This is a genomic window from Kitasatospora sp. NPDC041917 (assembly GCF_055589745.1).
This window is the reverse complement of sequence record NZ_JBVJBI010000024.1, coordinates 86,806-111,745: the sequence shown is the minus strand read 5'-3', so window position 1 is coordinate 111,745 and position 24,940 is coordinate 86,806. Positions and strand designations below refer to the sequence as shown.

Genomic DNA, 24,940 nt, shown 5'->3' with positions numbered 1-24,940 from the left:
ACGGCGGCGCCCGGCGGGACGGCCCCGGCGGGTGTTCCGCAGGGGTGGTGAACCGCGTGGGCAGGGCGGGTGACACGGCGTAGGGTTCGCGAAATGACCGAGAACCCGTTCTTCCAGGCCAGTCCGCTGGTCTACGAGCTCCCGCCGTTCGCCGAGATCCGCGAGGAGCACTACCTGCCCGCGTACGAGCGGGGAATGGCCGAGCAGCTGGCCGAGATCGCGGCGATCACCGCCGACCGGAGCCTGCCGACCTTCGAGAACACCCTGGTGGCCCTGGAGCGCTCCGGGGAACTGCTGCGCCGGGTCGACGCGGTGTTCCGCAACCAGTCCTCCTCGGACACCACCGACGTGCTGGACGAGGTGGAGGCGAAGGTCAGCCCGCTGCTCGCCGCCCACCACGACGCCATCCACCTGGACCTCGCGCTGTTCGCCCGGATCGAGGCGCTCCACGAGGCCCGCGCCGGGCTCGGACTGGACCCGGAGTCGCTGCGGCTGCTGGAGCGCCGGTACACCGCCTTCGTGCGCTCCGGTGCCCGGCTGGGCGAGGCCGAGCAGGCCCGGCTGCGCGAGCTGAACGCCGAACTCGCGGCGCTCGGAACGACGTTCCAGCAGAACGTGAACGCCGCCACCCGCTCCGCCGCGCTGGTGCTGGACTCCGCCGGGGAACTGGCCGGACTGTCCGAGGGCGCCGTCGCCGGGGCCGCGGAGAACGCCCGGGTGCTCGGTCGCCCGGGCGGCTACGTGCTGAGCCTGCGGAGCACCTCCGGCCAGGCCGAACTGGCCCGGCTCGACGACCGCTCGGTGCGCGAGCGGCTGCTGGCCGCCTCGCTCGGCCGGGGCGCCGAGGACAACGGCCCGCTGGCGATCCGGATGGCAACGCTGCGCGCCGAGCGGGCCGCGCTGCTGGGGTACCCGAGCCACGCCGCGTACGTGGTGGCGGACGAGACGTCCGGCACCGTCGAGGCGGTCTCCGGCCTGCTGTCCCGGCTGGTCGGCCCGGCCGTGGCGATGGCCCGGCGGGAGGCCGGGGAGCTGGCCCGGGCGGCCGCCGCGGACGGGATCGGGGAGCTCGCCGCGCACGACTGGGCGTACTACTCGGAGAAGGTCCGGCAGAGCTCCTACCAGGTGGACGCGGCGGTGCTGCGCCCGTACTTCGAGCTGGAGCGGGTGCTGCGGGACGGCGTCTTCTTCGCCGCGAACCTGGCGTACGGGGTGAGCTTCACCGAGCGGCCGGACCTGACGGCCCACCACCCGGACGCCCGGGTCTTCGAGGTGTTCGAGGAGGACGGCAGCCCGCTGGGCCTGTTCATCGGCGACTTCCACGCCCGGGCGTCCAAGCGCGGCGGTGCCTGGATGGACGCGCTGGTCTCCCAGTCCGGGCTGACCGGGCAGCGGTCGGTGGTGCTGAACAACCTCAACATCCCGCGTCCGGCGCCCGGCGAGCCGGTGCTGATGGACTGGGACGAGGTGCGCACGCTGTTCCACGAGTTCGGGCACGCGCTGCACGGGCTGTTCTCGGACGTGCGCTACCCGCTGTTCTCGGGCACCGCGGTGCCCCGGGACTTCGTCGAGTTCCCCTCGCAGGTCAACGAGATGTGGATGGTCCGGCCCGAGGTGCTGGCCAACTACGCCCGCCACCACGCGACCGGGGAGCCGCTGCCGGCCGAGCTGGTCGAGCGGATGACGGCGGCCGAGGGCTTCGGGCAGGGCTTCCGGACGGTCGAGTACCTGGCGGCCACGCTGCTGGACTGGGCCTGGCACACCGTGCCGCAGGGCGAGGAGATCGCGGACGCCGAGGAGTTCGAGGCGCGGGCGCTCGCGGCGGCCGGGATCGCGGTGGACGCGATCCCGCCGCGCTACCGGACGGCGTACTTCCAGCACATCTTCTCCAGCGGCTACAGCGCGGCGTACTACGCGTACATCTGGTCGGAGGTGCTGGACGCCGACACCGTGCGATGGTTCGAGGGCAACGGGCGCCCGGTGCGGGAGAGCGGCGAGCTGTTCCGGCGGGAGCTGCTGGCGCGCGGGTTCAGCCGGGACCCGCTGGAGTCCTTCCGCGCGGTGGTCGGCCGGGCGCCGGAGACCGGGCCGCTGCTGGCCCGCCGGGGACTGGCGTGACCGTCCCGCGCGTGCTGATCGGCCCGTTCGGCCCGTTCGGCCCGTTCGGCCCGCTCGTTCCGCTCGTTCCGCTCGGTCCGCTCATCGAGCGGTGAGCGTGACCGTCACGGTTGTGCCCCGGTGGGCGTGCGGGAGCCGGACGCGTACGGTTCCCGCCCGCCCGCCGGTCGGCTGTTCGACCTCGACCCGGGCGCCGGCGGGGGCGACGGTGACGTCGGCCCCGTGCGGGAACGCGGCCGGGGGCAGCAGGATCTCGCTGCCGCGCCCGGTGCCGTCCGAGCGCCAGCCCACGGTGGTGGCGGCCGTCCGGACCTCGGTGCCCGCGACGGCCACCGGGTACGGGCCGAAGGCGGGTTCGTCGCCGGGGGCGGGGCGTCCGGCCGGGTCGAGCGCGCAGTAGCCGCCGGTGCCCCGGCACCAGTACCACATCGTCCAGCCCTCGGCGAAGCCGTCCATCGCGGCGACCTGACGGCGGACCAGCTCGGCGTTGCCCGGGGTGCGGGAGTTCGGCGGGCCCCACTCGCCGACCAGGACGGGCAGGCGGTGGGCGGCCGGGTAGCCGGTGATCGCGGCGGTGTACTGCTCCACGAAGCCGCCGGCCGGGTCCCAGTCGGCGCCGCCCTCGACCGCGGTGTCGTAGAAGTGCGGCGCGTAGCCGAGCCGGGGTGCGCCGGGGCGCGGGTCGGCGAAGCCGGGCAGCCGGGTGGGCACGCCCTGGCCGACCAGCACGGTCGGCTCCACGAACAGCCAGGAGCGGGAGTCGACCCGGCGCACGGCCGTGATCAGGCGGCGGTACATGTCGGCGAGCCGGCCCTGCTCCAGGGCGGCGGAGGCGGCGGCCAGCACGGCCGGGTCGCTCGGGTCGCCGTCCACCGGGCCGAACGGCTCGTTGAACAGGTCGTAGCCCAACAGTGAGCTGTGGCCGCGCAGTTCGCGGGCGAGCCGGGCGTAGAAGTCGGCCTGCCAGGCGCGCAGGTCGGGGTCGTCGTAGAGGTGCCGGAAGGCGGCCTGGACGGCGGGCTGGAAGTAGCCGGCGAACCAGTCGTCCGGGTCGGGGGTGAACGGCAGGTCGTCGTCCCGGGTGGCCCAGACGGGCACGCCGTTGGTGCCGCCGCCGAACTTCGGCCCGTAGACGTCCTGGTGGAAGTCGATCAGGACCAGCAGGCCCAGCCGGTCGGCCCGGTCGAGGAGCCGCTGCACGCGGTGCAGTTCGGCGGGGTCGAGGCGGCCGCGCCCGGGCTCCAGCCTCGTCCAGGAGACCGGCAGCCGCACCAGGGTGAAGCCCTGGGCGGCGACGGAGTCGAGGTCGGCGGGGGTGGCCTCGGCGTACTTGTCGAGGTTGAAGCCGCGCAGCCGCAGGCGGCGGCCCTGGGCGTCGGTGAGGGAGGTGCGGCCGTCGGCGGCGGTGACCGTGCCGGTGGGGAAGCGGTCCGGGGCGGGGGAACGGCCCGGCTGCCCGCCGTGGGCCGAGGCCGGGACGGCGGTGAGGACGGCGGTGGCGGCGAGCAGCAGGGCGACGGCGGTGCGGCGCAGGCGCATCGGGGACCTCGCACGGCAGGGGTGGGGGTGGGGCCCGATGATGCCCGGACTGTCGTGCGCGGCACAAGAGTTCGGGCGCCGGACGGTTCCCTCGGCGGTCGGCGTTCGGCGGTCGGCTCGGGGAGGGGCGCTCCGGTCGGCGGACGCTGTCGGGCGACGCGGGCCTCAGTCGGCGGTCGGCTCGGGCGCGGTCGGCGGGACGGCGGTCGGCAGGTCCGCGGCGGCGGCGAGCCGGCCCCAGAGCAGGTCGGCCAGCGCCTGCACCATCCGGGTGCGGGAGCAGGGCCTGGTCTCCAGCCACCAGTCCCCGGCGGCCAGCACCATGCCGGTGATGCCGCGGCCCCAGGCCTCGGCGAGCAGGTCGCGGTCGGCGCCGAGGTCGACCTGGCTCCGCACGGCCCTGGTGATCTCCTCGGCGATCTGCTTGAGCGCGGGGGCGAGCGCGTTGCCCGCGCTGCTGGGGTCGCCGGGCTCGGGGTGGGTGAGCAGCCGGTAGACCTGGGGGCGGGCCTCGATGCCGGCGAGGTAGGTGTCCAGGACGTGTTCGACCCGGTCGCGGCGTTCCAGCGGTTCGGCGAGGGCGGCCCGGACGGCGGCCAGCAGCCCGCCGGTGTGACGTTCGGTCAGGGCTCTGATCAGGCCGTTCCGGTCGCCGAAGTGGCGGTAGAGGATCGGTTTGGTGATCCCGGCCTCGGCGGCGATGGCGTTCATGCTGGCGCCCGGCCCCTCGCGCTGGATGACCCGGTCGGCGGCGTTGAGCAGCTGCTCGCGGCGGGGCTCTCGGGACATGCGCTGCTCCTCGGGATCGGGTTCGGCGGGGTCTGCCTGGGCGTTGACACCGGTTACCAATCAGTAGCAGACTCCCACGATGTTACCCGAGGTAACACCCCGGTCGGCCGCACACGTCTTCGGAGGCACGCACCATGAGCAGCACGTTCTCGCTGGACCCGGGCGCGGACCAGCTCGCCGTACGCGACTGGCTGCACGGCTTCGCCGCCGACGTGATGCGCCCGGCCGCGGCCGAGTGGGACGAGCGCGAGGAGACCCCCTGGCCGGTCATCCAGGAGGCCGCCAAGCTGGGCATCTACTCGCTGGACTTCTACGCCCAGCAGTACTTCGACCCCTCCGGCGTCGGCATCCCGATCGCCATGGAGGAACTGTTCTGGGGCGACGCCGGCATCGGGCTGTCCATCGTCGGCACCACCCTGGCCGCCGTCGCGGTGCTGGCCAACGGCACCGACGAGCAGATCGGCACCTGGACCCCGCAGATGTTCGGCACGCCCGAGGACGTCAAGGTGGCGGCCTTCTGCTCCTCCGAGCCGGACGCCGGCTCCGACGTGTCGGCGCTGCGCACCCGGGCGGTGTACGACGAGGCCGCGGACGAGTGGGTGCTGAACGGCACCAAGACCTGGGCCACCAACGGCGGGATAGCCGCCGTCCACGTGGTGGTCGCCACCGTCGACCCGGCGCTCGGCGCGAAGGGCCAGGCCTCCTTCGTCGTCCCGCCCGGCACCCCCGGACTGAGCCAGGGCCAGAAGTTCAAGAAGCACGGCATCCGCGCCTCGCACACCGCCGAGGTCGTGCTGGACGGCGTCCGGGTGCCCGGCAGCTGCCTGCTCGGCGGCAAGGAGAAGCTGGACGAGCGCCTGGCCCGGGCCCGCGAGGGCGTCAAGCGCCCGGGGGGCAGGGGCAACGCGGCGATGGCCACCTTCGAGGCCTCCCGTCCGGCCGTCGGCGCGCAGGCGATCGGCATCGCCCGGGCCGCGTACGAGGTGGCGCTGGACTACGCGAGGACGCGCGAGCAGTTCGGCCGGCCGATCATCGACAACCAGGGCGTGGCCTTCCAGCTCGCCGACATGAGGACCCGGATCGACGCGGCCCGGCTGCTGGTGTGGCGCGCCTCCTGGATGGCGGCCAACAACCAGCCCTTCACGGCGGCCGAGGGCTCGATGTCCAAGCTGTACGCCGGTGAGACCGCCAAGTACGTGACCGCGCAGGCGATGCAGATCCTCGGCGGCAACGGCTTCACCCGGGAGTACCCGGTGGAGCGGATGCACCGGGACAGCGCGATCTACTCGATCTTCGAGGGGACCAGCGAGATCCAGCGGCTGGTGATCGCCCGGGCGATCTCGGGGGTGCCGATCCGCTGACTCAGCGGGCCAGCCAGAAGGTGAGCCCGGCGGTGAGCGCGCCCACCACCGCGCCGACGACCGTCTGCGCGGCGGTGTGGTCCCGCAGCACCACCCGGGACCAGCCGATCGCCGGAACCAGCGGGGCGAGCAGCAGCCAGAGCGGGCCCAGTGCGATGGCGAGGCAGACCACCGCGCCGCTGGCCACGGCGGTGTGGACGGAGACCTTCCACCAGGCGGTGATCACCAGGATCGGGACCAGCGAGGCGAACATCGCCAGGACCAGCGCGGTCAGGTCGGCCGGGGCGTCCAGTCCGATCATCACCGCGAAGCTGAGCAGCACCGAGCCCATGATGAGCGGGAAGACGGTCAGCCGGCGCTGCCGGTGGCCGACGTGGCGGTCCGCCACGGTGCCCTTGCGCATGCCGTGCCGGATGATCAGGGTCGGGACGACGGCGGCGAACAGGATGGCGAACAGCGCCCAGCCGATGCCCGGCAGGCCGTAGCGGAGGCCGCCCAGCACCGGGAGCAGCGCGATGATCACGTTCTTCGGCTCCAGGCCGTCGGTGATCCGGCGGGCCCAGATCGTCCGGCTGGTGGGGGCGGCGGGCGCGGCCTCGGTCGTCATCGGGGTGGGTGCTCCGGGGGCGTGAAGGGGCGTGAAGGGGCGGTCCGGTGGCGGGTTGGTGGCGGGCCCGGCTCAGAACCGGGCGGGACGGCCCTCCAGGAAGGCCGTCAGGCCCTCGCGGATGTCCGAGCCCTCCCGGGAGCGGAGCAGCCAGGGGGCCAGGACCTCGTCCGCCCGCTCGGGCGGGGCGTCCAGGACGGCCTTGGCCGCGCCGATGGTCTGGGTCGAGCGGAGGGTCAGCACCCGGGCGAAGTCCAGTGCGGCGGCGTCCAGTTCGGCGTCCGGCAGGACGCGTTCGGCGAGGCCCAGCGGCAGGGCGTCCCGGCCGGCCACCAACTCGCCGGAGAACAGCAGGTACTTGGCCCGGGCCGGGCCGATCAGCCGGGACAGCCGTACGGTCGGCACCGCCGAGTAGACCACGCCGAGCTTGGCCGGGGTGATCCCGAGCCGGGCGTCCTCGGCGACGAACCGCAGGTCGCAGGCGACGGCGAGCTGGCAGCCGCCGCCGACGCAGGCACCGTGCACCACGGCGAGGGTCGGGTGCGGGAAGGCCGCCAGCGCCTCCTCGGCGGCGACGTTGGTCGCGTGGTAGGCCTCCGCGCGCTCCGGATCGCCGTACACCTCGGAGAGTTCGGCGATGTCCGCGCCCGCGCTGAAGGTGTTGCCGGCGCCGGTGAGCAGCAGGACGCGCACGCCCTCGTGGCCGGCCAGCTGCTCCAGCACCTTGGGCAGCGCCTGCCAGATCGCCAGGGTCACCGCGTTGCGGCGGTGCGGGCGGGCGAACTCCAGGACGGCGACGCCGTCCTCGCCGACGTACGCGTTGAGGCCCTCGGCCTGCGCGGGCAGGGCGGAGCGGTCCCGCGTGAGCAGCGGCTGGTCCATGCGCACCTCCGGTCGGTCGTGGTGCGCCAACTCTCTCAGGCGGCGCGGGTGCAGTAGTCGCCGAGGCCGTGTTCGAGCAGGGCGAAGGCGCGGCCGGCCTCCTCCAGCGCGGTGGGCAGGGCGTCGGCGGCCCGCTCACCGGCGAGCATCCGCCGGTGGTTGGCGGCGATCAGCGCGACCCGGACGGCCAGCGCCTGGGCGGTGGCGACCCGGGCGGTGAGCTCGTCGTGGGCCGGGTCCTGGGCGATCAGTTCGGCGGAGAGCGCGGCGTGCGCCAGCAGGTCGAAGCCGTGGGTGGCCCGGGCGGTCAGTGCCGGGGTGCGGTGGATCAGCCGGACCACGTCGAGCACGATCCGGTCGTCGTTCAGTCCGGAGGCCGGGTCGAAGCGTTCCAGCGCGGCGAGGAACTGCTCGCGCAGCGCCGTCGCCGCGGAGCTGCCCGGGGCGCGGTCGCGCACCGCCCGGGCGGGCTCGTCGAGGTGCTGCTCCATCGGGCGCATGACCAGCTCTTCCTTGGTGGGGAAGTAGTTGAAGACGGTCATCTTGGACACCTCGGCGGCGGCGGCGATCTCCGCGACCGAGACCTGGTCGAAGCCGCGCTCGGTGAAGAGCGCGATGGCCGTGCGGAAGATCCGCATGCCGGTCTGGAGCTTCTTGCGCTCGCGCAGCGGGAGCGCGTCCAGGTCGACGTCGGAGCCGGGGTCCTGTGCGGGTCGCATCGCCATGCTGGGGACTGTACCAGGCTCAAATGTTGACCGGTCCGAAAGATTGGTCAGGTAGAAAGATTGGCTGGGCTGAAAGATTGGTCGGGATGAAGAATTGACCGGGTACAAAAATGCTGCCATGGTGAGGACGCGCCGCCGGCCACCCCGGCCCCGACGCGAACTCGACCGACCCTGGGGGGACTTGACCATGGCCACCGCCGTACCCGCACCGCCCGACGCCACCGCGCCGATGACACCCGGCCGACGCAGGGCGGGCATGCTGCTCTGCCTGGTCACGATCGTGCTGGCCGTGCTCGACATGAACATCGTCTCGGCGGCCACCGTGCCGATCGTCCGCGACCTCGACCCGGTCCACGGCGTCGACCGGCTGCCCTGGCTGATCAGCGCGTTCGCCCTCGCCGCCACCGCGCTGCTGCCGCTCTACGGCAAGCTGTGCGACTCCTACGGCGCCAAGCGCGTGCTCCTCGGGGCGGTCGCCACCTTCACGCTCGGTTCGGCGCTGTGCGGAGCGGCGCAGTCGATGGGCCAGCTGATCGCCTTCCGGGCCGTCCAGGGCATCGGCGGCGGCGGGCTGATGAGCGTCACCATGGTCGTCATCGCCCAGTTCAAGGAGCCGGGCGGGCGCGCCAACGCCAAGGGCAGCGCCATGGGCGGGATCGTCGCGGGACTGGGCATGTCGGTCGGCCCGCTGGTCGGGGGGCTGCTCGCCGACCACGTCAGCTGGCGCTGGATCTTCTACGTCAACCTGCCGCTCTGCCTGGTGGTGCTGGTCGGTGTCGCCCTGGTGATCAGGCTGCCGAGGGCGACCGGCCGCGGCGGCCTGGACTTCCTCGGCTCCGCCCTGGCCGCGGCGTTCGCGGTCGGGCTGCTGCTGGTCACCGAGTGGGGCGGCAAGGACTACGCCTGGACGTCCCCGGTGATCCTCGGGCTGGCCTTCGGCACGGTCGCCGCGTTCGGCCTCTTCCTATGGCGCCAGGCCGTCGCCGCCGCGCCGGTGCTCCCGCTGTCGCTGTTCCGGATCCCGGTGGTGCGGCTGGGCTTCGCGATCCAGGGCCTGGTCGGGATGGGCATGATCGGCGCGATCGTCCAGGTGATGCTCTACCTCCAGCTCGCCCGGGGCGTCGCCCCGACCACCGCCAGCCTGTACCTGATCCCGATGGCGGCCGGGATGACGGTCTCCGGCCTGGCCGTCGGCCGGCTGCTCGCCCGGGGCCACTCGCTGGGGACCTTCCTGCTGGCCGGCGCGGGCTGCGCGGCGCTCGCCCTGCTGCTGCTCGGCCTGAGCGGGCCGACCACCGCGCTGCCCGCGGTGATGGCCGAACTCGCCCTGCTGGGCTGCGGGTTGGGTCAGCTGATCGGCCAGCTGATCGTGGTGGTGCAGCAGGCCGCGCCGGTGCACCAGCTGGGCGTGGCGACCACCGGCATCCGGTTCTTCCAGAACCTCGGCAACGCGCTGGGGGCGGCGGTGTTCGGCACCGTGCTGACCAGGGTCTTCGCGGACGGCGAGCAGGGCCGGCCGCTGGGCGCCGTCCGGACGCTCACCGGGACCGCGCGCGAGCACGCGGTGCGCAGCTTCACCGACGCCGTGGACGTGGTCTTCCTGTCGGCCGGCGGGGTGCTGGTGCTGGTGGTGCTGCTGGTGTGGCGGCTGCGGGTGGTCGGCGGCGCGGCCCTGGATGCGGATGCGGGTGCGGTCCCGGGTGCCGGCGAGGGCGGGGCCGCCGAGCCGCCGGCCGGGGTGGCGGCGGAGCGCCCGGCGGTCGGGGCCCGGGCGGCCTGAGCGAGGGAGTTCGAGCGGGGCGGTGTTCGAGCGAGGGGGTTCGAGCGAGGGGGTTCGAGCTGGACGGTGTCGGAGCGGCGGGGCCCGGTGGCACGGAGGTGTCCACCGGGCCCCGCCGCTTTCGCGGGCGGCTCAGCCCTGGGCGGCGGCCGTCCACTCGGAGGCCAGGATGGCCCAGATCTCCTTGTCGTAGCGGACCCCGTTGTACGGGTACCACTCGCGCAGCACGCCGTCGCGGGTCATGCCGACCCGCTCGGCGACGGCCCGGCTGCGGGCGTTGACGGAGGAGCACCACCACTCGGCGCGGTGCATTCCGCGGGTGGCGAAGGCGTAGTCGAGCAGCAGCTTGACGGCGGCGGTGATCAGCCCGTGGCCCTCGCCGGCCGGTTCCGTCCAGGCGCCGATCTCGCAGACGCCGGACCGGGCGTCGAAGCTCACGAACATCACGCCGCCGACCAGCGTGCCGTCCAGCCAGATGCCGTAGATCCGCTTCTGGTCGGCGTTCAGGCCGTCGGAGTAGCGCTGGAGGGTGGCGCGGGCGGAGTCCAGGTCGACCGAGAAGGTCGCCCAGGGGATCCACGGGTCGGTGTGGGCGCGGGCGCGGTCGAGGTGGGTCAGGAACTCGGGGGCCTGCCAGGGCTCCAGCGGGCGCAGTTCGGCGTTCTCGGTGAGCGGTACGGCAAACACGGGCGGCCTTTCACGGGTGGTGCTGAGGTTGGCGGAACCATTCATAACAAACGTTTGGTATGTACGATAGCCCCCATGACACCGGCCCGTGGAGACCATGACGCCCGACGCTCGGATGTTTCCGAGGGGGTGTGGCGGGTGCTCTCCACCCGGGGCTTCGAGGGGCTGACCCTGCGCGCGGTGGCCGCCGAACTGGGTGCCTCCACCGGGATGCTGACGCACTACTTCCCGAACAAGCGGGCGCTGCTCAGCCATGCGCTGGAGGAGCTGGACCGGCGCTCGCTGGCCCGGCCCCGGCGCACCGCCCCGGCCGACGGCCAGCCGCCGGCCGGGCTGGCCCGGGTGCGGGCCTCGCTCTTGGACGTGCTGCCGCTGGACGGCGAGGCCGCGGCCGACAACCGGATCTGGGTCGGCTCCTGGGACCACGCCCTGGCCGACCCGGAGCTGGCGGCCGCGCATGCGGGCCGCTACGCGCGCTCGCGCACCGCGCTCACGGCGCACGTCGCGGACGCCCAGCGACTGGGGGAGCTCCCGGCGCAGGCCGACCCGGCGGCGCTCGCCGCGGGGGCGCAGGCCTTCGTGCTGGGTCTGGTGGTGCAGGCGCTGTTCGCTCCGGAGGAGTTCCCCGCGGAGCGGCAGGCGGAGCTGCTGGACGCCTATCTGGCCGGGCTGGCGGGCTAGGCGGGTCCGAGCCGGAGTGCGCCGGTCCGGTCCGGTCCGGTCCGGTCGGATCGGGTCGGGTCCGGTCGGCTCGGCCGTCGGGGACGGCGCGTGCTCCGACGCGTGCGGGGCGGGGGATTCACCGGGAATTCCGGTTGTTCCGATTGACCCCGTTTTCGGTCCTGTTTCACGGCGGCCGCGATACACATCGTCACGAGTTCTGCGCGAAGGGTGCGCGGAACGGTTGGTGTACGGGATGACCGGGTGGTCCGGAACGGACACGGATGGTGTCCGCCGGAGCGGTGGCCTGCGGAATTGCCGGATGGTGCCCCCAGCAGGATTCGAACCTGCGACCTACCGCTTAGAAGGCGGGTGCTCTATCCGCTGAGCTATGGGGGCGGGACGGGCGGCGCCCTGGCGGGCGCGACCGTGGCCGGGATCGGGCTGGCGGGCGCCGGGGCGCGCGCTGTCCGGCCCCGTACCTGAGGGTGGGGGTGGGGGTGGTGGGCCCTCGCCCTGTCGGGGACAGGATAAGGGTGACCGCTTCCCCGGCCGGGTGTGACGACACCGCCGTTGGTGTGTCGGTTCGGTGGAGCGGTCCGATAATCGCAGGTGAAGGCCGTGAGTGCAGCGGTCTGGGAGTGTTCCGCGCCGGACGTTGTGCAGTCGTTACGGGGCTGCCTCCTCACCCGTTATGGATTCGGCACGGAGAATGTGCCGCCGACGGGGCGGGTGGGGGGTCTTTATCGCCGTTGCGCCGGTCGGATGACGTGCGCGGACGGCCGTCCGGGTGCGTTCCGGAGCCTGTTCCCCGGTGGCTTCCGGGGCGTGCCGGCGGGGCGGCGAGCAGCGGGTTTGTTGTCATGGCCGCGAAGATTCGGGCCATGCAGAGGCTGCGGGAGGCTGAAATTCACCCCCGCGAGTGACAAAAGTTTCCACAGGCCCGAGTTATCCACAGGATTTCGGAACTCGGTGGCCGGGATTTCCCCCGAAGTGCACGCTCAAGGCGCACCGGTCGATTCCGTACGGTGCATCGGCGGGAACGGAGGGTGTGCCGTGAACGAGACGCATGTGACGGTGGTCGGCAATGTGGCGACGGAGGTGAGCTACGGCGAAACCGGCGGCGGGGTGCCGATGGCCAACTTCCGGCTCGCCTGCACCGAGCGGCGGTACGACCGGCAGCGCGAGTGCTGGGTGGACGGCGAGACGCAGTGGGTGACGGTGACGGCCCGGCGGGCGCTGGCGGTCAATCTGATCGGCTCGCTGGCCAAGGGGGATCCGGTGCTGGTGAGCGGCCGGCTGCGGGTGCGGGAGTGGGCGGACGGGGAGGTGAGGCGCAGCCGGGCCGAGATCGACGCGCGATCGGTCGGACACGACCTCACCCGTGGTACCACGGCGTTCCGGTGGGCGGCGGGGGTGCGCGGGCAGCCGCCGGGCGGCCCCGGGCCGGCCGGGGCGGAGACGGGTGACGAGGTGGTGCCGGAGTGGATCGTCAGCGCGGTGGAGGCGCGCAGGGGCTCCTCGTCGCGGTCCGGGGCGGGCTCCCCGGCGACCCCGGCGGCGGTGGCGGCACCCGCTGTGCGGGCGCTGCCGCCCGGCGGGAGGCCGGTCGCGGGGGAACCGGGGGAGGTGGACGGGAGGGCACGGGGAGGTGGCGCCGCGGATGTGCCGACCTGACCGGTCGGGTGACCTTCCCTGTCGACAAATATGTTGATCGAGAACGTCGTTGCGCCCGCACGCGCAATCCGACCGCATAACAGAAAACCGTCCGTGAGTTTCTGCCGGGCCGTCAGCTTGTGTGGGACCTGAGGGGATTGATAACGATCCAGATACGGAATCGTCCTGATTTCGCATGGGGGTTTCGGGGCCTCCGGGGCTCAATAGGATTCGTCTGGTTCATACCCGCAGCAGTGCCACAGGGGGCACGCGCGGATCGGCAAGTCGGCGGGGACTGCCCACTCGGTGCGGCCCGGCCCGGAGGGATCCCAGATGTTCCAGAGGCAGGGGCTGAGTCTGTCCCGGATAACCACTGTCATGCTCACGACCAGCTTGGCGCTGGGCGGAGGCCTGTTCGCGGCCGGTGCGGCGGCCGCGGCCGGCGCACCGACCTCGGGCGTGACCGCCGAGGTCCAGAACGAGATGCTCGGCGAGAAGATCGACGTCGAGGGCAAGGGGACCGTCGACGGCGGCCTGTTCACCCTCAAGACGGACGCGGGCGAGAAGCTCCGGACGTACTGCATCGACTTCGACAACCCGGTCTACCTGGACAGCAACGCCAAGTACCACGAGGCGGACTGGGCCGCGAGCTCGCTCAACAGCAACGCGAACGCCCCCAAGATCCGCTGGATCCTGGACAACTCGTACCCGCAGGCCAGCCTGGCCTCCCTGGCCACGGCCATCCACGTCGACGGTCTGAGCGAGGCGGACGCCGCCGCCGGCACCCAGGCCGCGATCTGGAAGTTCTCGGACAACAAGAACGCCGTCCCGCGCAACGACAAGGCCAAGAAGCTCCGCGACTACCTCGTCGGCGACGCCAACAAGGGTGTCGCGGCCGAGCCGAAGCCCTCGCTGACCCTCGCCCCGGACTCGGTCTCCGGCAAGTCGGGCGGCAAGCTCGGCCCGTTCCTGCTGAACTCCAGCGCGAACGAGGTCAAGCTGACCGTCACCGGCGACGCCGCGGACAAGGTCAAGCTGCTGGACAAGGACAACAAGCCGGTCGGTGGCGCCCTGGCGGGCCCGATCAACAAGGACACCCCGCTGTACCTGGACGTGCCGGCCGGCACCCCGGACGGCAAGGCCGCCATCAACGCCACCGCCGAGGCCACCGTGCTCAGCGGCCGGGTCTTCATGAGCAAGGTGGACAACCGCGGCCGCCACAGCCAGACCATGATCCTGGCCGGCTCCACCAAGGTGAACGTCGCGGCCGGCGCCAAGGCCACCTGGAAGCAGGGCAAGGGCGCGCTGATCGACAGCTCCGCCAAGGAGGAGTGCGCCAGCAACGGTGTGCGGGTGTCCGTCACCAACACCGGTGACGAGGCGGCCACCGTCACGGTCGGCAAGCAGCAGGTCGCCGTCCAGCCGGGCAAGACCGAGAGCGTGCTCGTCAAGGTCGAGGAGAAGGCGAGCTACGACTTCACCGTGACCGGCCCGAACGGCTACTCCAAGCAGTTCACCGGCGTCCTGGACTGCAAGACCGGCGTGACCCCGACCCCGGCCCCGACCACCCCGGCCGCGACCGGCACCCCGTCCGGCGGCCCGTCCGTGACCCCGTCGGGCACCCCGAGCACCGGTGCCGGCCAGCCGACCCCGGCGACCACCAGCGCCGCCCCCGGCACCGGTGGCCTGGCCCAGACCGGTGCCAATGACTCCACCCCGATCCTCGCCGCCGTCGCCGGTGGCCTGGTCGTGGCCGGTGGCGCCGCCGTCTTCGTCCTGCGCCGCCGCGGCCGTCACGGTCGCACCACCGCCTGAACCGACTGAACCGCCCGAGCGGGCCGGGAGGCGCTGACCTCCCGAGACCCTGAGAGCGGCAACCGGCCCGGCTCCCCGCACCCGTGCGGGGAGCCGGGCCGTCGCGTTCGCGGGGCGGGGCGGAAGGGGCGCTGGTGGCGGGGCCCGGGCGGGCGGGGAGCGGCTCCGGATACCCCCGTGGGGTCACCTGGGCGGTTCGGGCTCCGGGTCGGGTGCGGCACAATGGAAGGCTGCAAGCCGAATTACTCCCGACGACGCCGGAGCGATCTCACGTGGCGGAATACATCTACACGATGCGCAAGGTGCGCAAGGCTCACGGAGACAAGGTCATCCTTGACGACGTGACGCTCAGCTTCCTCCCCGGAGCGAAGATCGGCGTCGTGGGCCCCAACGGCGCCGGTAAGTCCACCGTGCTGAAGATGATGGCCGGCCTGGAGCACCCCTCCAACGGCGACGCCTTCCTCTCGCCGGGCTTCACCGTCGGCATGCTGCTCCAGGAGCCGCCGCTGGACGAGTCCAAGACCGTCCTGGAGAACGTCGAGGACGGCGTCAAGGAGATCAAGGGGAAGCTCAACCGCTTCAACGAGATCGCCGAGCTGATGGCGACCGACTACTCGGACGCGCTGCTGGACGAGATGGGCAAGCTCCAGGAGGACCTGGACCACGCCAACGCCTGGGACCTCGAGGCCCAGCTGGAGCAGGCCATGGACGCGCTGGGCTGCCCGCCCGGCGACTGGCAGGTCACCAAGCTCTCCGGTGGCGAGAAGCGCCGCGTGGCGCTCTGCAAGCTGCTGCTGGAGGCCCCCGACCTGCTGCTGCTCGACGAGCCCACCAACCACCTGGACGCCGAGTCGGTGAACTGGCTGGAGCAGCACCTGGCCAAGTACGCCGGCACCGTCGTCGCCGTCACCCACGACCGGTACTTCCTGGACAACGTGGCCGGCTGGATCCTGGAGCTCGACCGCGGCCGCGCGATCGGCTACGAGGGCAACTACTCCACCTACCTGGAGAGCAAGCAGTCGCGCCTCAAGGTCGAGGGGCAGAAGGACGCCAAGCGCGCCAAGCGCCTCAAGGAGGAGCTGGAGTGGGTCCGCTCCAACGCCAAGGGCCGTCAGGCGAAGTCCAAGGCCCGTCTGGCCCGCTACGAGGAGATGGCGGCCGAGGCGGACAAGATGCGGAAGCTGGACTTCGAGGAGATCCAGATCCCGCCGGGCCCGCGTCTGGGCAGCGTCGTCATCGAGGTCGAGAACCTCAACAAGGCCTTCGGTGAGAAGATCCTGATCGACGACCTGAGCTTCACCCTGCCGCGCAACGGCATCGTCGGCATCATCGGCCCGAACGGCGCCGGCAAGACCACCCTGTTCAAGATGCTCCAGGACCTGGAGACCCCGGACAGCGGCACGGTCAAGGTCGGCGAGACCGTCAAGATCAGCTACGTCGACCAGACCCGCTCCAACATCGACCCGAAGAAGACCCTCTGGGAGGTCGTCTCCGACGGTCTGGACTGGATCAACGTCGGCCAGGTCGAGATGCCGTCCCGCGCCTACGTGTCGGCCTTCGGCTTCAAGGGCCCGGACCAGCAGAAGCCGGCCGGCGTGCTCTCCGGTGGTGAGCGCAACCGCCTGAACCTGGCGCTCACCCTCAAGCAGGGCGGCAACCTGCTGCTGCTCGACGAGCCCACCAACGACCTGGACGTCGAGACGCTCTCCTCGCTGGAGAACGCCCTGCTGGAGTTCCCCGGCTGCGCCGTGGTCATCTCCCACGACCGCTGGTTCCTGGACCGAGTGGCCACCCACATCCTCGCCTACGAGGGCGACAGCAAGTGGTTCTGGTTCGAGGGCAACTTCGAGTCGTACGAGAAGAACAAGATCGAGCGGCTCGGCGCCGACGCCGCCCGTCCGCACCGGGCCACGTACAAGAAGCTGACCCGAGGCTGACACCCAGCCGTCACAACGGCCCGGCAGACTGCCCTCCGGGGCGGCCTGCCGGGCCGCGGCCCGTCGCCACCGTCCGCCGCGTCGCGTCCCACGCCACCGGCGGTGGACGGCGGCGGGCGACCGGACACCGAGGAGAACTGCCGTGGCTCGCCACATCTACGCCTGCCCGCTGCGCTGGTCCGACATGGACGCCTTCGGGCACGTCAACAACGTGGTCTTCCTGCGCTACCTGGAGGAGGCCCGGATCGACTTCATGTTCACCCAGGCCGCCGCGGCCGGCGCCGGGGAGTTCGCGGGCGGCTCGGTGGTGGCCCGCCACGAGATCGACTACAAGCGTCCGCTGGTGCACCGGCCCGAGCCGGTCACCATCGAGACCTGGGTGACGAAGATCGGCGGCGCCTCGCTGACGGTCTCGTACGAGATCAAGGACGTCGCCGAGGACGGCAGCGACATCGTGTACGTCCGGGCGTCCACCGTGGTCGTCCCCTACGACCTGGCCGAGGGCCGGCCGCGCCGGATCTCGCCGGTGGAGCGGGAGTTCCTCGGCCGCTTCATGGACGTAGAGCCGGCCGTCGCCACCGTCTGACCCCATCTGACGATTCGAGCTGAACCGCTGTGACCATCACCGCCCGTCTCGCCCTGACCGACACCGGGGAGGCCGCCGACCTCTCCGCCTTCCTGCTGCGCCTGCTGCGCTTCGACCGGGCGGCGGCCGTCCGGCTCCAGGCGGTGGGCCCGGGCGACGGCGACGGCGTGCTGGCGGTCTTCGGACGGCTGCCGCTGGGCGGTTCGGGCGCGCTGGCGGTCCGTACCGTGCGGCTGGGCGGTCTGGACGGCCCGGTGGACCTGACCGTCTCGGCGGGCCAGCTGCTGGACGGCGTGGACGCCGAGGCGGGCGCCGTCGCGCTGCCCGCGCCGGTGACCGGCCCGGCCTGGGCCGGGCTGCTGCCGCCGCGCACCGGCTGGCGGCCGGTGGGCGCCCCGCCGGTGGCCGAGGTGTACCCCGAACTCATGGCCGGGGTGCAGGAGTTCCGCGAGCGCAGCGAGGCCGTCCCGGCCCACCACCGCGGCCGCACGGTGCTGGACGCGCTGGCCGACGAGATCTGGTCCCGCCCGGTCACGGTGCTGCCCGAGCTGCCGCTGCGCGCGCTGCACGCCGCGTACGTGATCGGCTTCCTGCGGCCCGGTGCCCCGCTGACCGTGCACCGGGCGGGCGGCTGGTTGCGGCTGAGCGCCCCGGCGGGCTCGGTGGCGGTGCGCACGGTGGCCGCGCCGGGCGCGGGGCTGGGGCTCAGCCCGGTCCGGTAGCCGGGCCCGCAAAACCTCGGCCCGCAAGACCCGGCCCGCAAGCCCGGCCCGCAAGCCCGGGAAGACCCCGGTAAGACCCCGGGAACGGCCTCAGCCCGGGGTGTTGATCATCGAGGCGGCGGCGTAGGTCAGGTACTCGAGCAGCTGCTGCTCGTGCTCGGCCGGCAGCTCCAGGCTCGCCACGGCCGCCCGCATGTGGGTGAGCCAGGCGTCGTGCGCGGCCTTGTCGACCTTGAACGGCGCGTGCCGCATCCGCAGCCGGGGGTGGCCGCGCCGCTCGCTGTAGGTGCGCGGGCCGCCCCAGTACTGCATCAGGAAGAGGGCCATCCGCTCCTCGGCCGGCCCGAGGTCCTCCTCGGGGTACATCGGCCGCAGCAACTCGTCCTCGGCGATGCCCTCGTAGAACCGGTGGGCGAGCCGCCGGAAGGCCGGCTCACCGCCGACCTGGTCGTAGAAGGTCTCCTCGCTCAACGTGCCTCGCCGGATCTCTCTCACCCGACCATGGTCGCAGACGCCGACGGGGTCGTACACCGGGACCAAAGGCGTACGACCCCGTCGGGATCGGTGGACGTCAACCGGGGAGGGTCAGTCCTCCCAGCGGAACAGCTTCCAGGAGATGCCGGTCAGCACGGCCGCGAAGAGCAGCAGGCCGCCCATGGTCGGCAGGGCGTCCATGACGCCGCCGCCGCGGGTGAGCACCGACTGGGCGGAGTTGACCAGGTAGTGCAGCGGCATGACCTCGGAGACGGCCTTCAGCCAGCCCGGGGCGCCGTCCAGCGGGAAGAACGAGCCGGACAGGAAGGACATCGGCAGCACGATGATCTGCGAGATGCCGTTGGCCGCCTCCTCGGTCTTGGCGACCGAGCCGGCCAGCAGGCCGATCGACATGAAGGCGAGCGTCGCGCAGGCCACCAGCGGGATGACCAGCCACCAGTTGCCGGTGAGCTTGAGCCCGAAGAAGCTCGTCGCGACCACCAGGAAGACGGCGGTCTGCAGGAACGCGGTCAGCAGCGAGACCAGGATCCGGGAGCTGACCACGGTTCCGGCGTTGATCGGGGCCAGTCGCAGCCGCCGCAGCACCTTGGACTTGCGCCAGTTGACCAGCGTCAGCGCGGCACCGAACACCGCGCCGGTGGCGACGGCCCAGCCGAGCAGGCCGGGGGTGAGGAACTGGATCGGCTTGAGCGACTTGTCCTCGACCTGCTGGGAGTCCAGCACGAAGGCCGGCTTCTGGCCGGTGGCCGCCTGGTTGGCGGTCTGGACCACCGAGTTGAGGATGCCCTGGAGCGCGCCGGCGCGGACCTGGTCGGCGGCGGTGTAGCGCAGCTCGACCGTGCCGTCCGGGCCCTGCTTGATCAGCGCGTCGTAGTCGCCCTTGCGGACCTTCTCCAGCGTGGCGGCCTCGTCGTCGGTCTTCGTGATGGTGAGGACCTTGTCCAGCCCGGCCCGCTCGTCGCCCTGGATCGAGTCGAACAGCTTCACCGCGCCGACCTGGGCCACCTTGGCGTGGGGGCTGCCGGAGCCCTTGGTCACGCTGCCGAAGAACACCAGGAACACCAGCGGGAACAGCAGGATGAAGAAGGTCGCGGTGCGGTCGCGCTTCATCCCGAGCAGCATGGCGCGGGACAGGCTCCAGAACGCGCTGACCCGCTCCCGCTCGTCGGTGGCGGGGCCGCCGCGCCGGGCCGGGGCCTGCGGCTCGGTGGAGGTGCTGGCGGTCATGCGCGGAACTCCCGTCCGGTCAGCTGGAGGAAGACGTCCTCCAGGGTGGCGCCGCGCACTTCCAGGCCGCGCAGCGCGTTCTGCTCGGCGAGGACGCTGAGCACCGGGGCCGGAACGCGGGTGGAGACGGAGAGCGAGACGGTGTCGTCCTCCAGGTTGGCGATGTCCGCGCCGGCCGCGGTCATCAGCTCCCGGGCCCGGGCGAGCGGGAGTTGGCCGGAGGCCACGCTGATCCGGACGGTGTCGTCGATCTCGCGGATCAGCGCCGCCGGGGCGCCGGTGTGGAGGATCTTGCCGTGGTCCATGATCGAGACCCGGTCGCAGAGCACCTCGGCCTCGTCCAGGTAGTGCGTGGTCAGCACGACCGTGCGGCCCTCGGCGTTGATGTCCCGCAGGAGGTCCCACAGGTTGCGCCGGGACTGCGGGTCGAGTCCGGTGGTGGGCTCGTCCAGGAAGACGAGCTCCGGGTCGTGCGCCAGTGCGCAGGCGATCGACAGGCGCTGGGCCTGGCCGCCGGACATCTGGTCGGTCAGGGTCTCGGCCTTGTCCGAGAGGCCGACCCGCTCCAGCATCGCATCGGCCCGCTTGGGGCCGACCCCGTAGAACGACGCGAAGGTGCGGATGGTCTCCCGGGCCGTCAGTTTCCGGAAGAAAGCGGTCGCCTGGAACTGCACGCCGATTCGCGGCAGCAGTTTCGGATTGCGCGGCCAGGGCTCCATGCCCAGCAGCTGGATCCGGCCCTCGTCCGGTTTCCGGACTCCTTCCAGGATCTCCATCGTGGTGGTCTTCCCGGCGCCGTTGGGGCCCAGGATCCCGTAGAACTCGCCGGCCTCGACGGTGAACGACACCCCGTCGACGGCCTGCACATCCCCGTACCGCTGACGTATGCCGTCAGCGGATATAGCAGCAGTCATGTGGCCTGAGCCTAGGGGCTGCGAAGGCTCCTGTGCACATCCGTGCGAGCGAATTTGCGGATATTTTGAAGAGGACTCAAACAAAGTCGGGCCGGGCGGATGTCGAATTCCGCCCGGCCCGACCGGAGTTGGCGCTGATGGTCCATCAGGAAATGATGTGGCGGTCTTTCAGCCGCGGTGCACGGTGATGGTGGTCCAGGCGCCGACGTGGATCCGGTCGCCGTCGTTCAGCGGGATCGCGGTGTGCGGGGTGATCGGCTCCGCGCCGCCGTTCACGGTGGTGCCGTTGGTCGAGTCCTGGTCGACCAGGACCCAGCTGCCGTCCGCCTGTTCGGCGAGCAGCGCGTGCTGGTGCGAGGCGCCCGGGTCCTCCGGCGGGACGGACAGGTCGATCTCCGGCACCGTGCCGCGGTGCTGGCTGCGCCGTCCGATCCGCAGCTGGCCGCGGCCGGTCAGCGGGATCCGGCGCTCGGGGCAGTACGGCGGGAAGAACAGGCCGGCCGCCTCGGGGCCGCTGCGGGCCATCATCTCGGTGAAGTAGTCCCGGTCGGCCGCGACCACGGCGATCCAGTTGGTCCGCACCGGCTCGGCCGGGGCGGGTTCCTGGGGGTGCTGCGGCTGTGCCTGCTGCGGCGGGGCCAGGTGGAAGGAGGTGCCGAAGTCGCCGCCGCGGCTGTTCGGGCCGGGGCCGGCCGGGTGGGCGTAGACCGGGCCGGAGTCCTCGCGCACGGAGGTGTCGGGGAACGCGCCCTCCGGCGCGGGCCCCTCGCCCCCGGCGTGGTGGCCGGGAGGTGCCGTCGGCCCGGTGCCGGGCTGGGCGGGCGGGTAGCCGTAGGTGTGCGGGTGTCCGGGGGCCTGCGGCTGCTGCTGGACGGGCGGCGCGACGGCCTGCTGGGCGGCCGGCGGCTGTCCGAACGGTGACTCTCCGAACGGCGGCTGGCCGGCCGGGGCGTGACCGAACGGCGGCTGGCCGAACGGGGGCTGTTCGAACGGCGGCTGGCCGGCCGGCGCGTGACCGGGCGGGGCCTGCGGCGGGGTGCCGCCGTAGGCCGCCGGGATGTTCAGCGGCGGCTGCTGGGCCGGGCCGGGCGGGAGGTGGCCGGCGCCGGGCGCCTGGCGGCGCGAGGGCGTGGAGAGCTCGTAGTCGTAGCCGCACTCCTCGCAGAACCGTCCGGTCTGCGGGCTGCGGCAGATCGGGCAGACGGCCAGGCCCGCGGTGAGGCCCTGCGGCCCGGCCTGGGGCTGGACGGCCCCGTGCGGGGGCGGGGGCACCATGCCCGGGGGCGGCAGGGGTGCCCCGGGCGGCGGGACGGCTCCCGGGGGGACGGCCCCCGGCGGCATCGGCGGCGGAGGCGGCGGAGCGCCGAAGGACGCGCCGCCGTACCCCGGGTGGTGTCCGGCGTGCGCGCCGGGCGCGGGGTCGGCCCCGGGCGCCCCCGGGTAGCCTCCGTGCGCCCCCGGCGTGGGAGCCGGCGGAGTCATCGGGAAGCCGCAGAAGTCGCACCAGTCCTCGGCCTGCGACTCGTGGCCCCTCGGGCAGATCGGCATCAGGTCCCCCTCGTTTCGGGCCGGCTCGGTGCGGCGTCGCGCCGGGGTGCCGGCCCGGTCACGTCTTCAGCGGTCACTTCTTCACACGTACCGTCTTGGTCGACCGGGTCTCAAGGGTCATCGAGTCGGCCTCGCTCACGTTCTTACGGAACCGAACCGTACCCTCCTTCGGGTCCACCACGTCCACCACCTTCTGGAGCAGCTTGTAGGTGCCCTCGTTCCCGGTCGCGTGGGCGATCCGGACGGCCGCGCCCAGCTTGGCGGTCGCGCGGTCGACGTCCCCGGCCCGGTGGGCCTCCAGGCCCTCCTGGATGGAGGAGGCGAGCTCGGCCTGCCCGGTGTAGTGGGCGACCTGCGGGCTGATCCGGGTGGAGGAGGCCAGGTCGTCGGTCCAGACCGCCTTGACCAGGCCCTGGGTGAGCACCTCCGGGGTGCCGCCGGCGACCTGGTCGGGCAGCACCAGGCTGATCCGGGCGGCCAGCATCTCGTTGCCGACCGAGGCGGCCGGCACCTCGACGCAGACGTGGTAGTCGCGGCTCTCGTCGCCCCAGGAGCCGGTGGGGTAGTCGCCGGCCCGGGGGCCGGCCCCGGTGCGGCGGGAGGTCAGGTCCTCGACCGCGGGGGCGACCTGCTTGACGAACCTGACCGTGGCGTTGGCCGGGGTCCAGATCCGCAGGGCGACGTCGGCGACCTGCTTGCCCATCGCCCCGGCCATCATCGAGCGGAAGTCCTCGGCCAGGCCGGAGGGTTCGGCGACGATGTCGGTGGTGCCGAGCAGCGCCGAGGAGATCCTGCGCAGCTCGTCGATCCGCCAGTCGGTGCCCACGCCGCGGCAGTCGGCGGTGAAGTGGCCGGTCACCAGTTCGATGGTGCGGGCCAGGTCCTCGGCGGACTCGTGCTCGTTGTTGCCGTCGGTGAGCAGGACGGCGTGCCGGATGGCGATGTCGCGGCGGGTGAGGAAGAGCTTGTCGGCCTTGGCCAGCCAGGTGCCCATCGCGGTGCCGCCGGCGGCGGTGAGCCGGCGCAGCGACTCCTTGGCCTGCCCGCGGGTGGTGGCGGAGGCGGTGGCGAGGGTGCCGTCGCCGGGGTAGATGTCGCGGGCCTCGTGGGTGCCGGCGACCACGGCGAAGGCGGTGCCGTCGCGCAGCGCGTCGATGGCGGCGGCGGTGGCCTCGCGGGCGCCGTTGATCTTGCTCTTGGGGTAGTCCATCGAGCCCGAGCAGTCCACCAGGATGACCACGGCGGCCGCGGCGCCGGTGCCCGCCGGGGTGGCGTCGGCGAAGCCGAGCGGCCGGCCGCCGGAGGTGCCGCCGCCGGTCGCGGTGACGGTGACGATGGCGTTGACCTCGCGGGCGCCGTCGGCCAGGTACTCGTTCTGGAAGATCTCCACGGTGAACCTGGGCAGGTTCGGCTTCGCCAGTGTTGCCATGGGGCGGTCGGCTCCCGTCGGGTGAGGGGTGGACGTGCTCAGGACGGTGGGGCGGCCCGCCGGGCGGGCCGGCGGGCCGTGCTGCCGGGGCGTCCGGCGGGTGGTCGGTCAGGCCGTCGGAGGGTGCGGCGGCTGCGGCGGGACGGGCGGGGCGACGGGCGGCGCGACGGGCGGGGCCGGAGCGGCGGGGACGACCGGCGGGACGGCCGGCGCCGGGGGCACCTCCGGCGGCGCCGGCGGGACCGGCGGGACCGGGGGCAGCGGGGCGGCGGGGGAGCCGATCACCGGGAGGTCCGGCAGGGTCGGATCGTGGTCCTCGTCCTCCTCCGCGGCCGGTCGGCCGGCCGGCCGCGGAGCGATCACCGGCAGGTCCAGCGCGGTGGGGCTCTGCTCGGCCTCCTCGACGGCGGCGGCCGGCGGGTCGATCGGCAGCACGGCGACGGTGATGTTGTCGTGGCCGCCGGCCGCGACCGCGAACTTCACCAGGGTCTGTGCGGTGGCGAGCGGCTCGGTGCGGGCGTCCGGGCGCACGTAGTACGCCAGGTCGGTGGCCGCCTCGGCGTAGTTCCACAGCCCGTCGGTGCAGATCAGCACCACCCCGGGGACGTGCGGGGTGAAGTCGAGGGTGTGCGGCACGACCTCCTCGGCGTCGGCGCCGAGCCAGCCGGTGATCGCGTGCGCGCGGGGGTCGGAGTAGGCCTCGGCCTCGCTCATCAGCCCGGCCTCGACCATCCGGGCCGCCCAGGAGTCGTCCTGGGTGAGCCGGAAGGGCTCGGCGGCGGCGCGGTCGTCCGGGATCCAGTACGCCCGGGTGTCGCCGACCCACCCGATGGTGACCCGTCCGCCCGCGGCTATGGCGCTGACGTAGGTGCAGGCGGGCGCGTTGAGGTCGGGGCGGGTGGGGCCGGCGCCGTCGGTGGCGAGGTCGGCGACGGCCTTGGCGGCGTCGGCGATGGCCTGGTGCATCGCCCGGTTCGGGTCCCGGCCGGCCTCCAGGGCGGTCAGCAGCGACTCGGAGGCGGCGTCCACGGCCGTCTCCGAGGCCTCGTCCGGGCGGTCGGAGGAGGAGACGCCGTCGCACACCACGGCGACCACGACCGGCTCGCCGCCGGGCAGCGAGGTCGCGGCGACGGTGAAGGAGTCCTCGTTGCGGTGGTGGCGCACGCCGCGGTCGCTGACCCCGGCGACGCCCCCGAGCGACTTCTCCATGTGGTCGCGCGGGCGCGGCTGGGCGCCGCCGCAGCCCTCGCAGTAGCCGTCCGGGGCGACCTGCGGCTGCCCGCAGTGCACGCAGACCGGCCCGCGCGGCGACGGTACGGCCTCGCCGCGCGCGGCGGCCCAGCTCGCCGGCATCGAGCCGGGGGCCGCCCGGCCGTTCCGGCCGGTCCCGCAGGAGCCGCAGAAGGCGTCCTCCTGGTCCATCGGCTCCGAACAGCTCGGGCACTCGGTCTGCTGCGGCATCT

At 73.1% G+C, this 24,940-nt stretch carries 21 protein-coding genes and 1 tRNA gene; 9 read left to right on the top strand and 13 right to left on the bottom strand.

Features of this window, described 5'->3' with window-relative positions:
- The first annotated feature begins 93 nt into the window (after positions 1 to 93).
- Entirely contained in the window at positions 94 to 2,118 is a 2,025-nt protein-coding gene (locus tag ACZ6EM_RS26600; protein WP_465773395.1) for a M3 family metallopeptidase, read from the top strand.
- Between the two features lie 81 nt (positions 2,119 to 2,199).
- Here ACZ6EM_RS26600 and ACZ6EM_RS26595 read toward each other — a convergent pair whose 3' ends face one another.
- Positions 2,200 to 3,657: a cellulase family glycosylhydrolase gene (locus ACZ6EM_RS26595; RefSeq protein WP_465773394.1), complete on the bottom strand. Its 1,458-nt coding sequence runs from the start codon at positions 3,655 to 3,657 to the stop codon at positions 2,200 to 2,202.
- 165 nt (positions 3,658 to 3,822) lie between these two features.
- Positions 3,823 to 4,446 (bottom strand): TetR/AcrR family transcriptional regulator, encoded by a 624-nt coding sequence (locus ACZ6EM_RS26590; RefSeq protein ID WP_387685401.1) that lies wholly within the window; start codon positions 4,444 to 4,446, stop codon positions 3,823 to 3,825.
- A gap of 134 nt (positions 4,447 to 4,580) precedes the next feature.
- Between ACZ6EM_RS26590 and ACZ6EM_RS26585 the strand changes: the two genes are divergently transcribed.
- Complete coding sequence (locus ACZ6EM_RS26585; protein WP_387685403.1) at positions 4,581 to 5,807, top strand: acyl-CoA dehydrogenase family protein; 1,227 nt, start codon at positions 4,581 to 4,583, stop codon at positions 5,805 to 5,807.
- A gap of 1 nt (position 5,808) precedes the next feature.
- On the opposite strand, the gene ACZ6EM_RS26580 is transcribed toward ACZ6EM_RS26585, so the two are convergent.
- The 3 genes from ACZ6EM_RS26580 to ACZ6EM_RS26570 form a co-directional block, all read right to left on the bottom strand.
- Positions 5,809 to 6,414, bottom strand: coding sequence for a hypothetical protein (locus ACZ6EM_RS26580; protein ID WP_465773393.1), 606 nt, complete (start codon positions 6,412 to 6,414; stop codon positions 5,809 to 5,811).
- Between the two features lie 72 nt (positions 6,415 to 6,486).
- The gene (locus tag ACZ6EM_RS26575) at positions 6,487 to 7,296 is read right to left on the bottom strand and encodes an enoyl-CoA hydratase/isomerase family protein (RefSeq protein WP_452180198.1); all 810 of its coding nucleotides are present in this window, start codon (positions 7,294 to 7,296) and stop codon (positions 6,487 to 6,489) included.
- A gap of 35 nt (positions 7,297 to 7,331) precedes the next feature.
- A complete protein-coding gene (locus tag ACZ6EM_RS26570) occupies positions 7,332 to 8,021 on the bottom strand; it encodes a TetR family transcriptional regulator (RefSeq protein WP_465773392.1) in 690 nt (229 codons plus the stop codon).
- Between the two features lie 187 nt (positions 8,022 to 8,208).
- On the opposite strand from ACZ6EM_RS26570, the gene ACZ6EM_RS26565 reads away from it, so the two are divergent.
- Positions 8,209 to 9,801, top strand: coding sequence for an MFS transporter (locus ACZ6EM_RS26565; protein ID WP_465773391.1), 1,593 nt, complete (start codon positions 8,209 to 8,211; stop codon positions 9,799 to 9,801).
- Between the two features lie 132 nt (positions 9,802 to 9,933).
- On the opposite strand, the gene ACZ6EM_RS26560 is transcribed toward ACZ6EM_RS26565, so the two are convergent.
- Positions 9,934 to 10,488 (bottom strand): GNAT family N-acetyltransferase, encoded by a 555-nt coding sequence (locus ACZ6EM_RS26560; RefSeq protein WP_380550310.1) that lies wholly within the window; start codon positions 10,486 to 10,488, stop codon positions 9,934 to 9,936.
- 75 nt (positions 10,489 to 10,563) lie between these two features.
- Here ACZ6EM_RS26560 and ACZ6EM_RS26555 point away from each other — a divergent pair, with 75 nt between their 5' ends.
- Positions 10,564 to 11,169, top strand: a complete 606-nt coding sequence (locus ACZ6EM_RS26555) for a TetR/AcrR family transcriptional regulator (RefSeq protein ID WP_380550313.1) — start codon at positions 10,564 to 10,566, stop codon at positions 11,167 to 11,169.
- A 302-nt stretch (positions 11,170 to 11,471) separates the two neighbouring features.
- Here the strand turns inward: ACZ6EM_RS26555 and ACZ6EM_RS26550 are convergent.
- Positions 11,472 to 11,547, bottom strand: a tRNA-Arg gene (locus ACZ6EM_RS26550).
- A 657-nt stretch (positions 11,548 to 12,204) separates the two neighbouring features.
- On the opposite strand from ACZ6EM_RS26550, the gene ACZ6EM_RS26545 reads away from it, so the two are divergent.
- From ACZ6EM_RS26545 to ACZ6EM_RS26525, 5 genes are all read left to right on the top strand, one after another.
- A complete protein-coding gene (locus tag ACZ6EM_RS26545) occupies positions 12,205 to 12,825 on the top strand; it encodes a single-stranded DNA-binding protein (protein ID WP_401054821.1) in 621 nt (206 codons plus the stop codon).
- A gap of 357 nt (positions 12,826 to 13,182) precedes the next feature.
- Complete coding sequence (locus ACZ6EM_RS26540; protein WP_401054820.1) at positions 13,183 to 14,619, top strand: Cys-Gln thioester bond-forming surface protein; 1,437 nt, start codon at positions 13,183 to 13,185, stop codon at positions 14,617 to 14,619.
- A 272-nt stretch (positions 14,620 to 14,891) separates the two neighbouring features.
- The gene (gene ettA, locus ACZ6EM_RS26535) at positions 14,892 to 16,556 is read left to right on the top strand and encodes an energy-dependent translational throttle protein EttA (protein ID WP_359910599.1); all 1,665 of its coding nucleotides are present in this window, start codon (positions 14,892 to 14,894) and stop codon (positions 16,554 to 16,556) included.
- 142 nt (positions 16,557 to 16,698) lie between these two features.
- On the top strand, positions 16,699 to 17,142 hold the full coding sequence (locus ACZ6EM_RS26530; RefSeq protein WP_359910602.1) for an acyl-CoA thioesterase: 444 nt from the start codon (positions 16,699 to 16,701) through the stop codon (positions 17,140 to 17,142).
- A 29-nt stretch (positions 17,143 to 17,171) separates the two neighbouring features.
- Complete coding sequence (locus tag ACZ6EM_RS26525) at positions 17,172 to 17,864, top strand: DUF8010 domain-containing protein (protein ID WP_387685422.1); 693 nt, start codon at positions 17,172 to 17,174, stop codon at positions 17,862 to 17,864.
- Positions 17,865 to 17,954: 90 nt separating this feature from the next.
- Here the strand turns inward: ACZ6EM_RS26525 and ACZ6EM_RS26520 are convergent, their stop codons facing one another.
- From ACZ6EM_RS26520 to ACZ6EM_RS26495, 6 genes are all read right to left on the bottom strand, one after another.
- Complete coding sequence (locus tag ACZ6EM_RS26520) at positions 17,955 to 18,359, bottom strand: globin (RefSeq protein WP_387685424.1); 405 nt, start codon at positions 18,357 to 18,359, stop codon at positions 17,955 to 17,957.
- Between the two features lie 90 nt (positions 18,360 to 18,449).
- The gene (locus ACZ6EM_RS26515; protein WP_401049965.1) at positions 18,450 to 19,586 is read right to left on the bottom strand and encodes an ABC transporter permease; all 1,137 of its coding nucleotides are present in this window, start codon (positions 19,584 to 19,586) and stop codon (positions 18,450 to 18,452) included.
- Positions 19,583 to 20,500, bottom strand: coding sequence for an ABC transporter ATP-binding protein (locus tag ACZ6EM_RS26510; protein ID WP_359910612.1), 918 nt, complete (start codon positions 20,498 to 20,500; stop codon positions 19,583 to 19,585). The genes ACZ6EM_RS26515 and ACZ6EM_RS26510 overlap by 4 nt, the downstream gene beginning before the upstream one ends.
- 168 nt (positions 20,501 to 20,668) lie before the next feature.
- On the bottom strand, positions 20,669 to 21,775 hold the full coding sequence (locus ACZ6EM_RS26505) for an FHA domain-containing protein (RefSeq protein WP_465773390.1): 1,107 nt from the start codon (positions 21,773 to 21,775) through the stop codon (positions 20,669 to 20,671).
- A 346-nt stretch (positions 21,776 to 22,121) separates the two neighbouring features.
- The gene (locus ACZ6EM_RS26500; RefSeq protein ID WP_465773389.1) at positions 22,122 to 23,477 is read right to left on the bottom strand and encodes a vWA domain-containing protein; all 1,356 of its coding nucleotides are present in this window, start codon (positions 23,475 to 23,477) and stop codon (positions 22,122 to 22,124) included.
- 108 nt (positions 23,478 to 23,585) lie between these two features.
- Positions 23,586 to 24,938, bottom strand: a complete 1,353-nt coding sequence (locus ACZ6EM_RS26495) for a protein phosphatase 2C domain-containing protein (RefSeq protein WP_465773388.1) — start codon at positions 24,936 to 24,938, stop codon at positions 23,586 to 23,588.
- Positions 24,939 to 24,940: the final 2 nt, after the last annotated feature.

Bases quoted from the DNA above. Each gene is read 5' to 3' on its own strand.
- ACZ6EM_RS26495 (WP_465773388.1), bottom strand. From the start codon at position 24,938: ATGCCGCAGCAGACCGAGTGCCCGAGCTGTTCGGAGCCGATGGACCAG.
- ACZ6EM_RS26565 (WP_465773391.1), top strand. From the start codon at position 8,209: ATGGCCACCGCCGTACCCGCACCGCCCGACGCCACCGCGCCGATGACA.
- ACZ6EM_RS26555 (WP_380550313.1), top strand. From the start codon at position 10,564: ATGACACCGGCCCGTGGAGACCATGACGCCCGACGCTCGGATGTTTCC.
- ACZ6EM_RS26510 (WP_359910612.1), bottom strand. From the start codon at position 20,500: ATGACTGCTGCTATATCCGCTGACGGCATACGTCAGCGGTACGGGGAT.
- ACZ6EM_RS26575 (WP_452180198.1), bottom strand. From the start codon at position 7,296: ATGGACCAGCCGCTGCTCACGCGGGACCGCTCCGCCCTGCCCGCGCAG.
- ACZ6EM_RS26540 (WP_401054820.1), top strand. From the start codon at position 13,183: ATGCTCACGACCAGCTTGGCGCTGGGCGGAGGCCTGTTCGCGGCCGGT.
- ACZ6EM_RS26505 (WP_465773390.1), bottom strand. From the start codon at position 21,775: ATGGTGCCCCCGCCCCCGCACGGGGCCGTCCAGCCCCAGGCCGGGCCG.
- ACZ6EM_RS26590 (WP_387685401.1), bottom strand. From the start codon at position 4,446: ATGTCCCGAGAGCCCCGCCGCGAGCAGCTGCTCAACGCCGCCGACCGG.
- ACZ6EM_RS26515 (WP_401049965.1), bottom strand. From the start codon at position 19,586: ATGACCGCCAGCACCTCCACCGAGCCGCAGGCCCCGGCCCGGCGCGGC.
- ACZ6EM_RS26580 (WP_465773393.1), bottom strand. From the start codon at position 6,414: ATGACGACCGAGGCCGCGCCCGCCGCCCCCACCAGCCGGACGATCTGG.
- ACZ6EM_RS26570 (WP_465773392.1), bottom strand. From the start codon at position 8,021: ATGGCGATGCGACCCGCACAGGACCCCGGCTCCGACGTCGACCTGGAC.
- ACZ6EM_RS26595 (WP_465773394.1), bottom strand. From the start codon at position 3,657: ATGCGCCTGCGCCGCACCGCCGTCGCCCTGCTGCTCGCCGCCACCGCC.
- ACZ6EM_RS26585 (WP_387685403.1), top strand. From the start codon at position 4,581: ATGAGCAGCACGTTCTCGCTGGACCCGGGCGCGGACCAGCTCGCCGTA.
- ACZ6EM_RS26500 (WP_465773389.1), bottom strand. From the start codon at position 23,477: ATGGCAACACTGGCGAAGCCGAACCTGCCCAGGTTCACCGTGGAGATC.
- ACZ6EM_RS26600 (WP_465773395.1), top strand. From the start codon at position 94: ATGACCGAGAACCCGTTCTTCCAGGCCAGTCCGCTGGTCTACGAGCTC.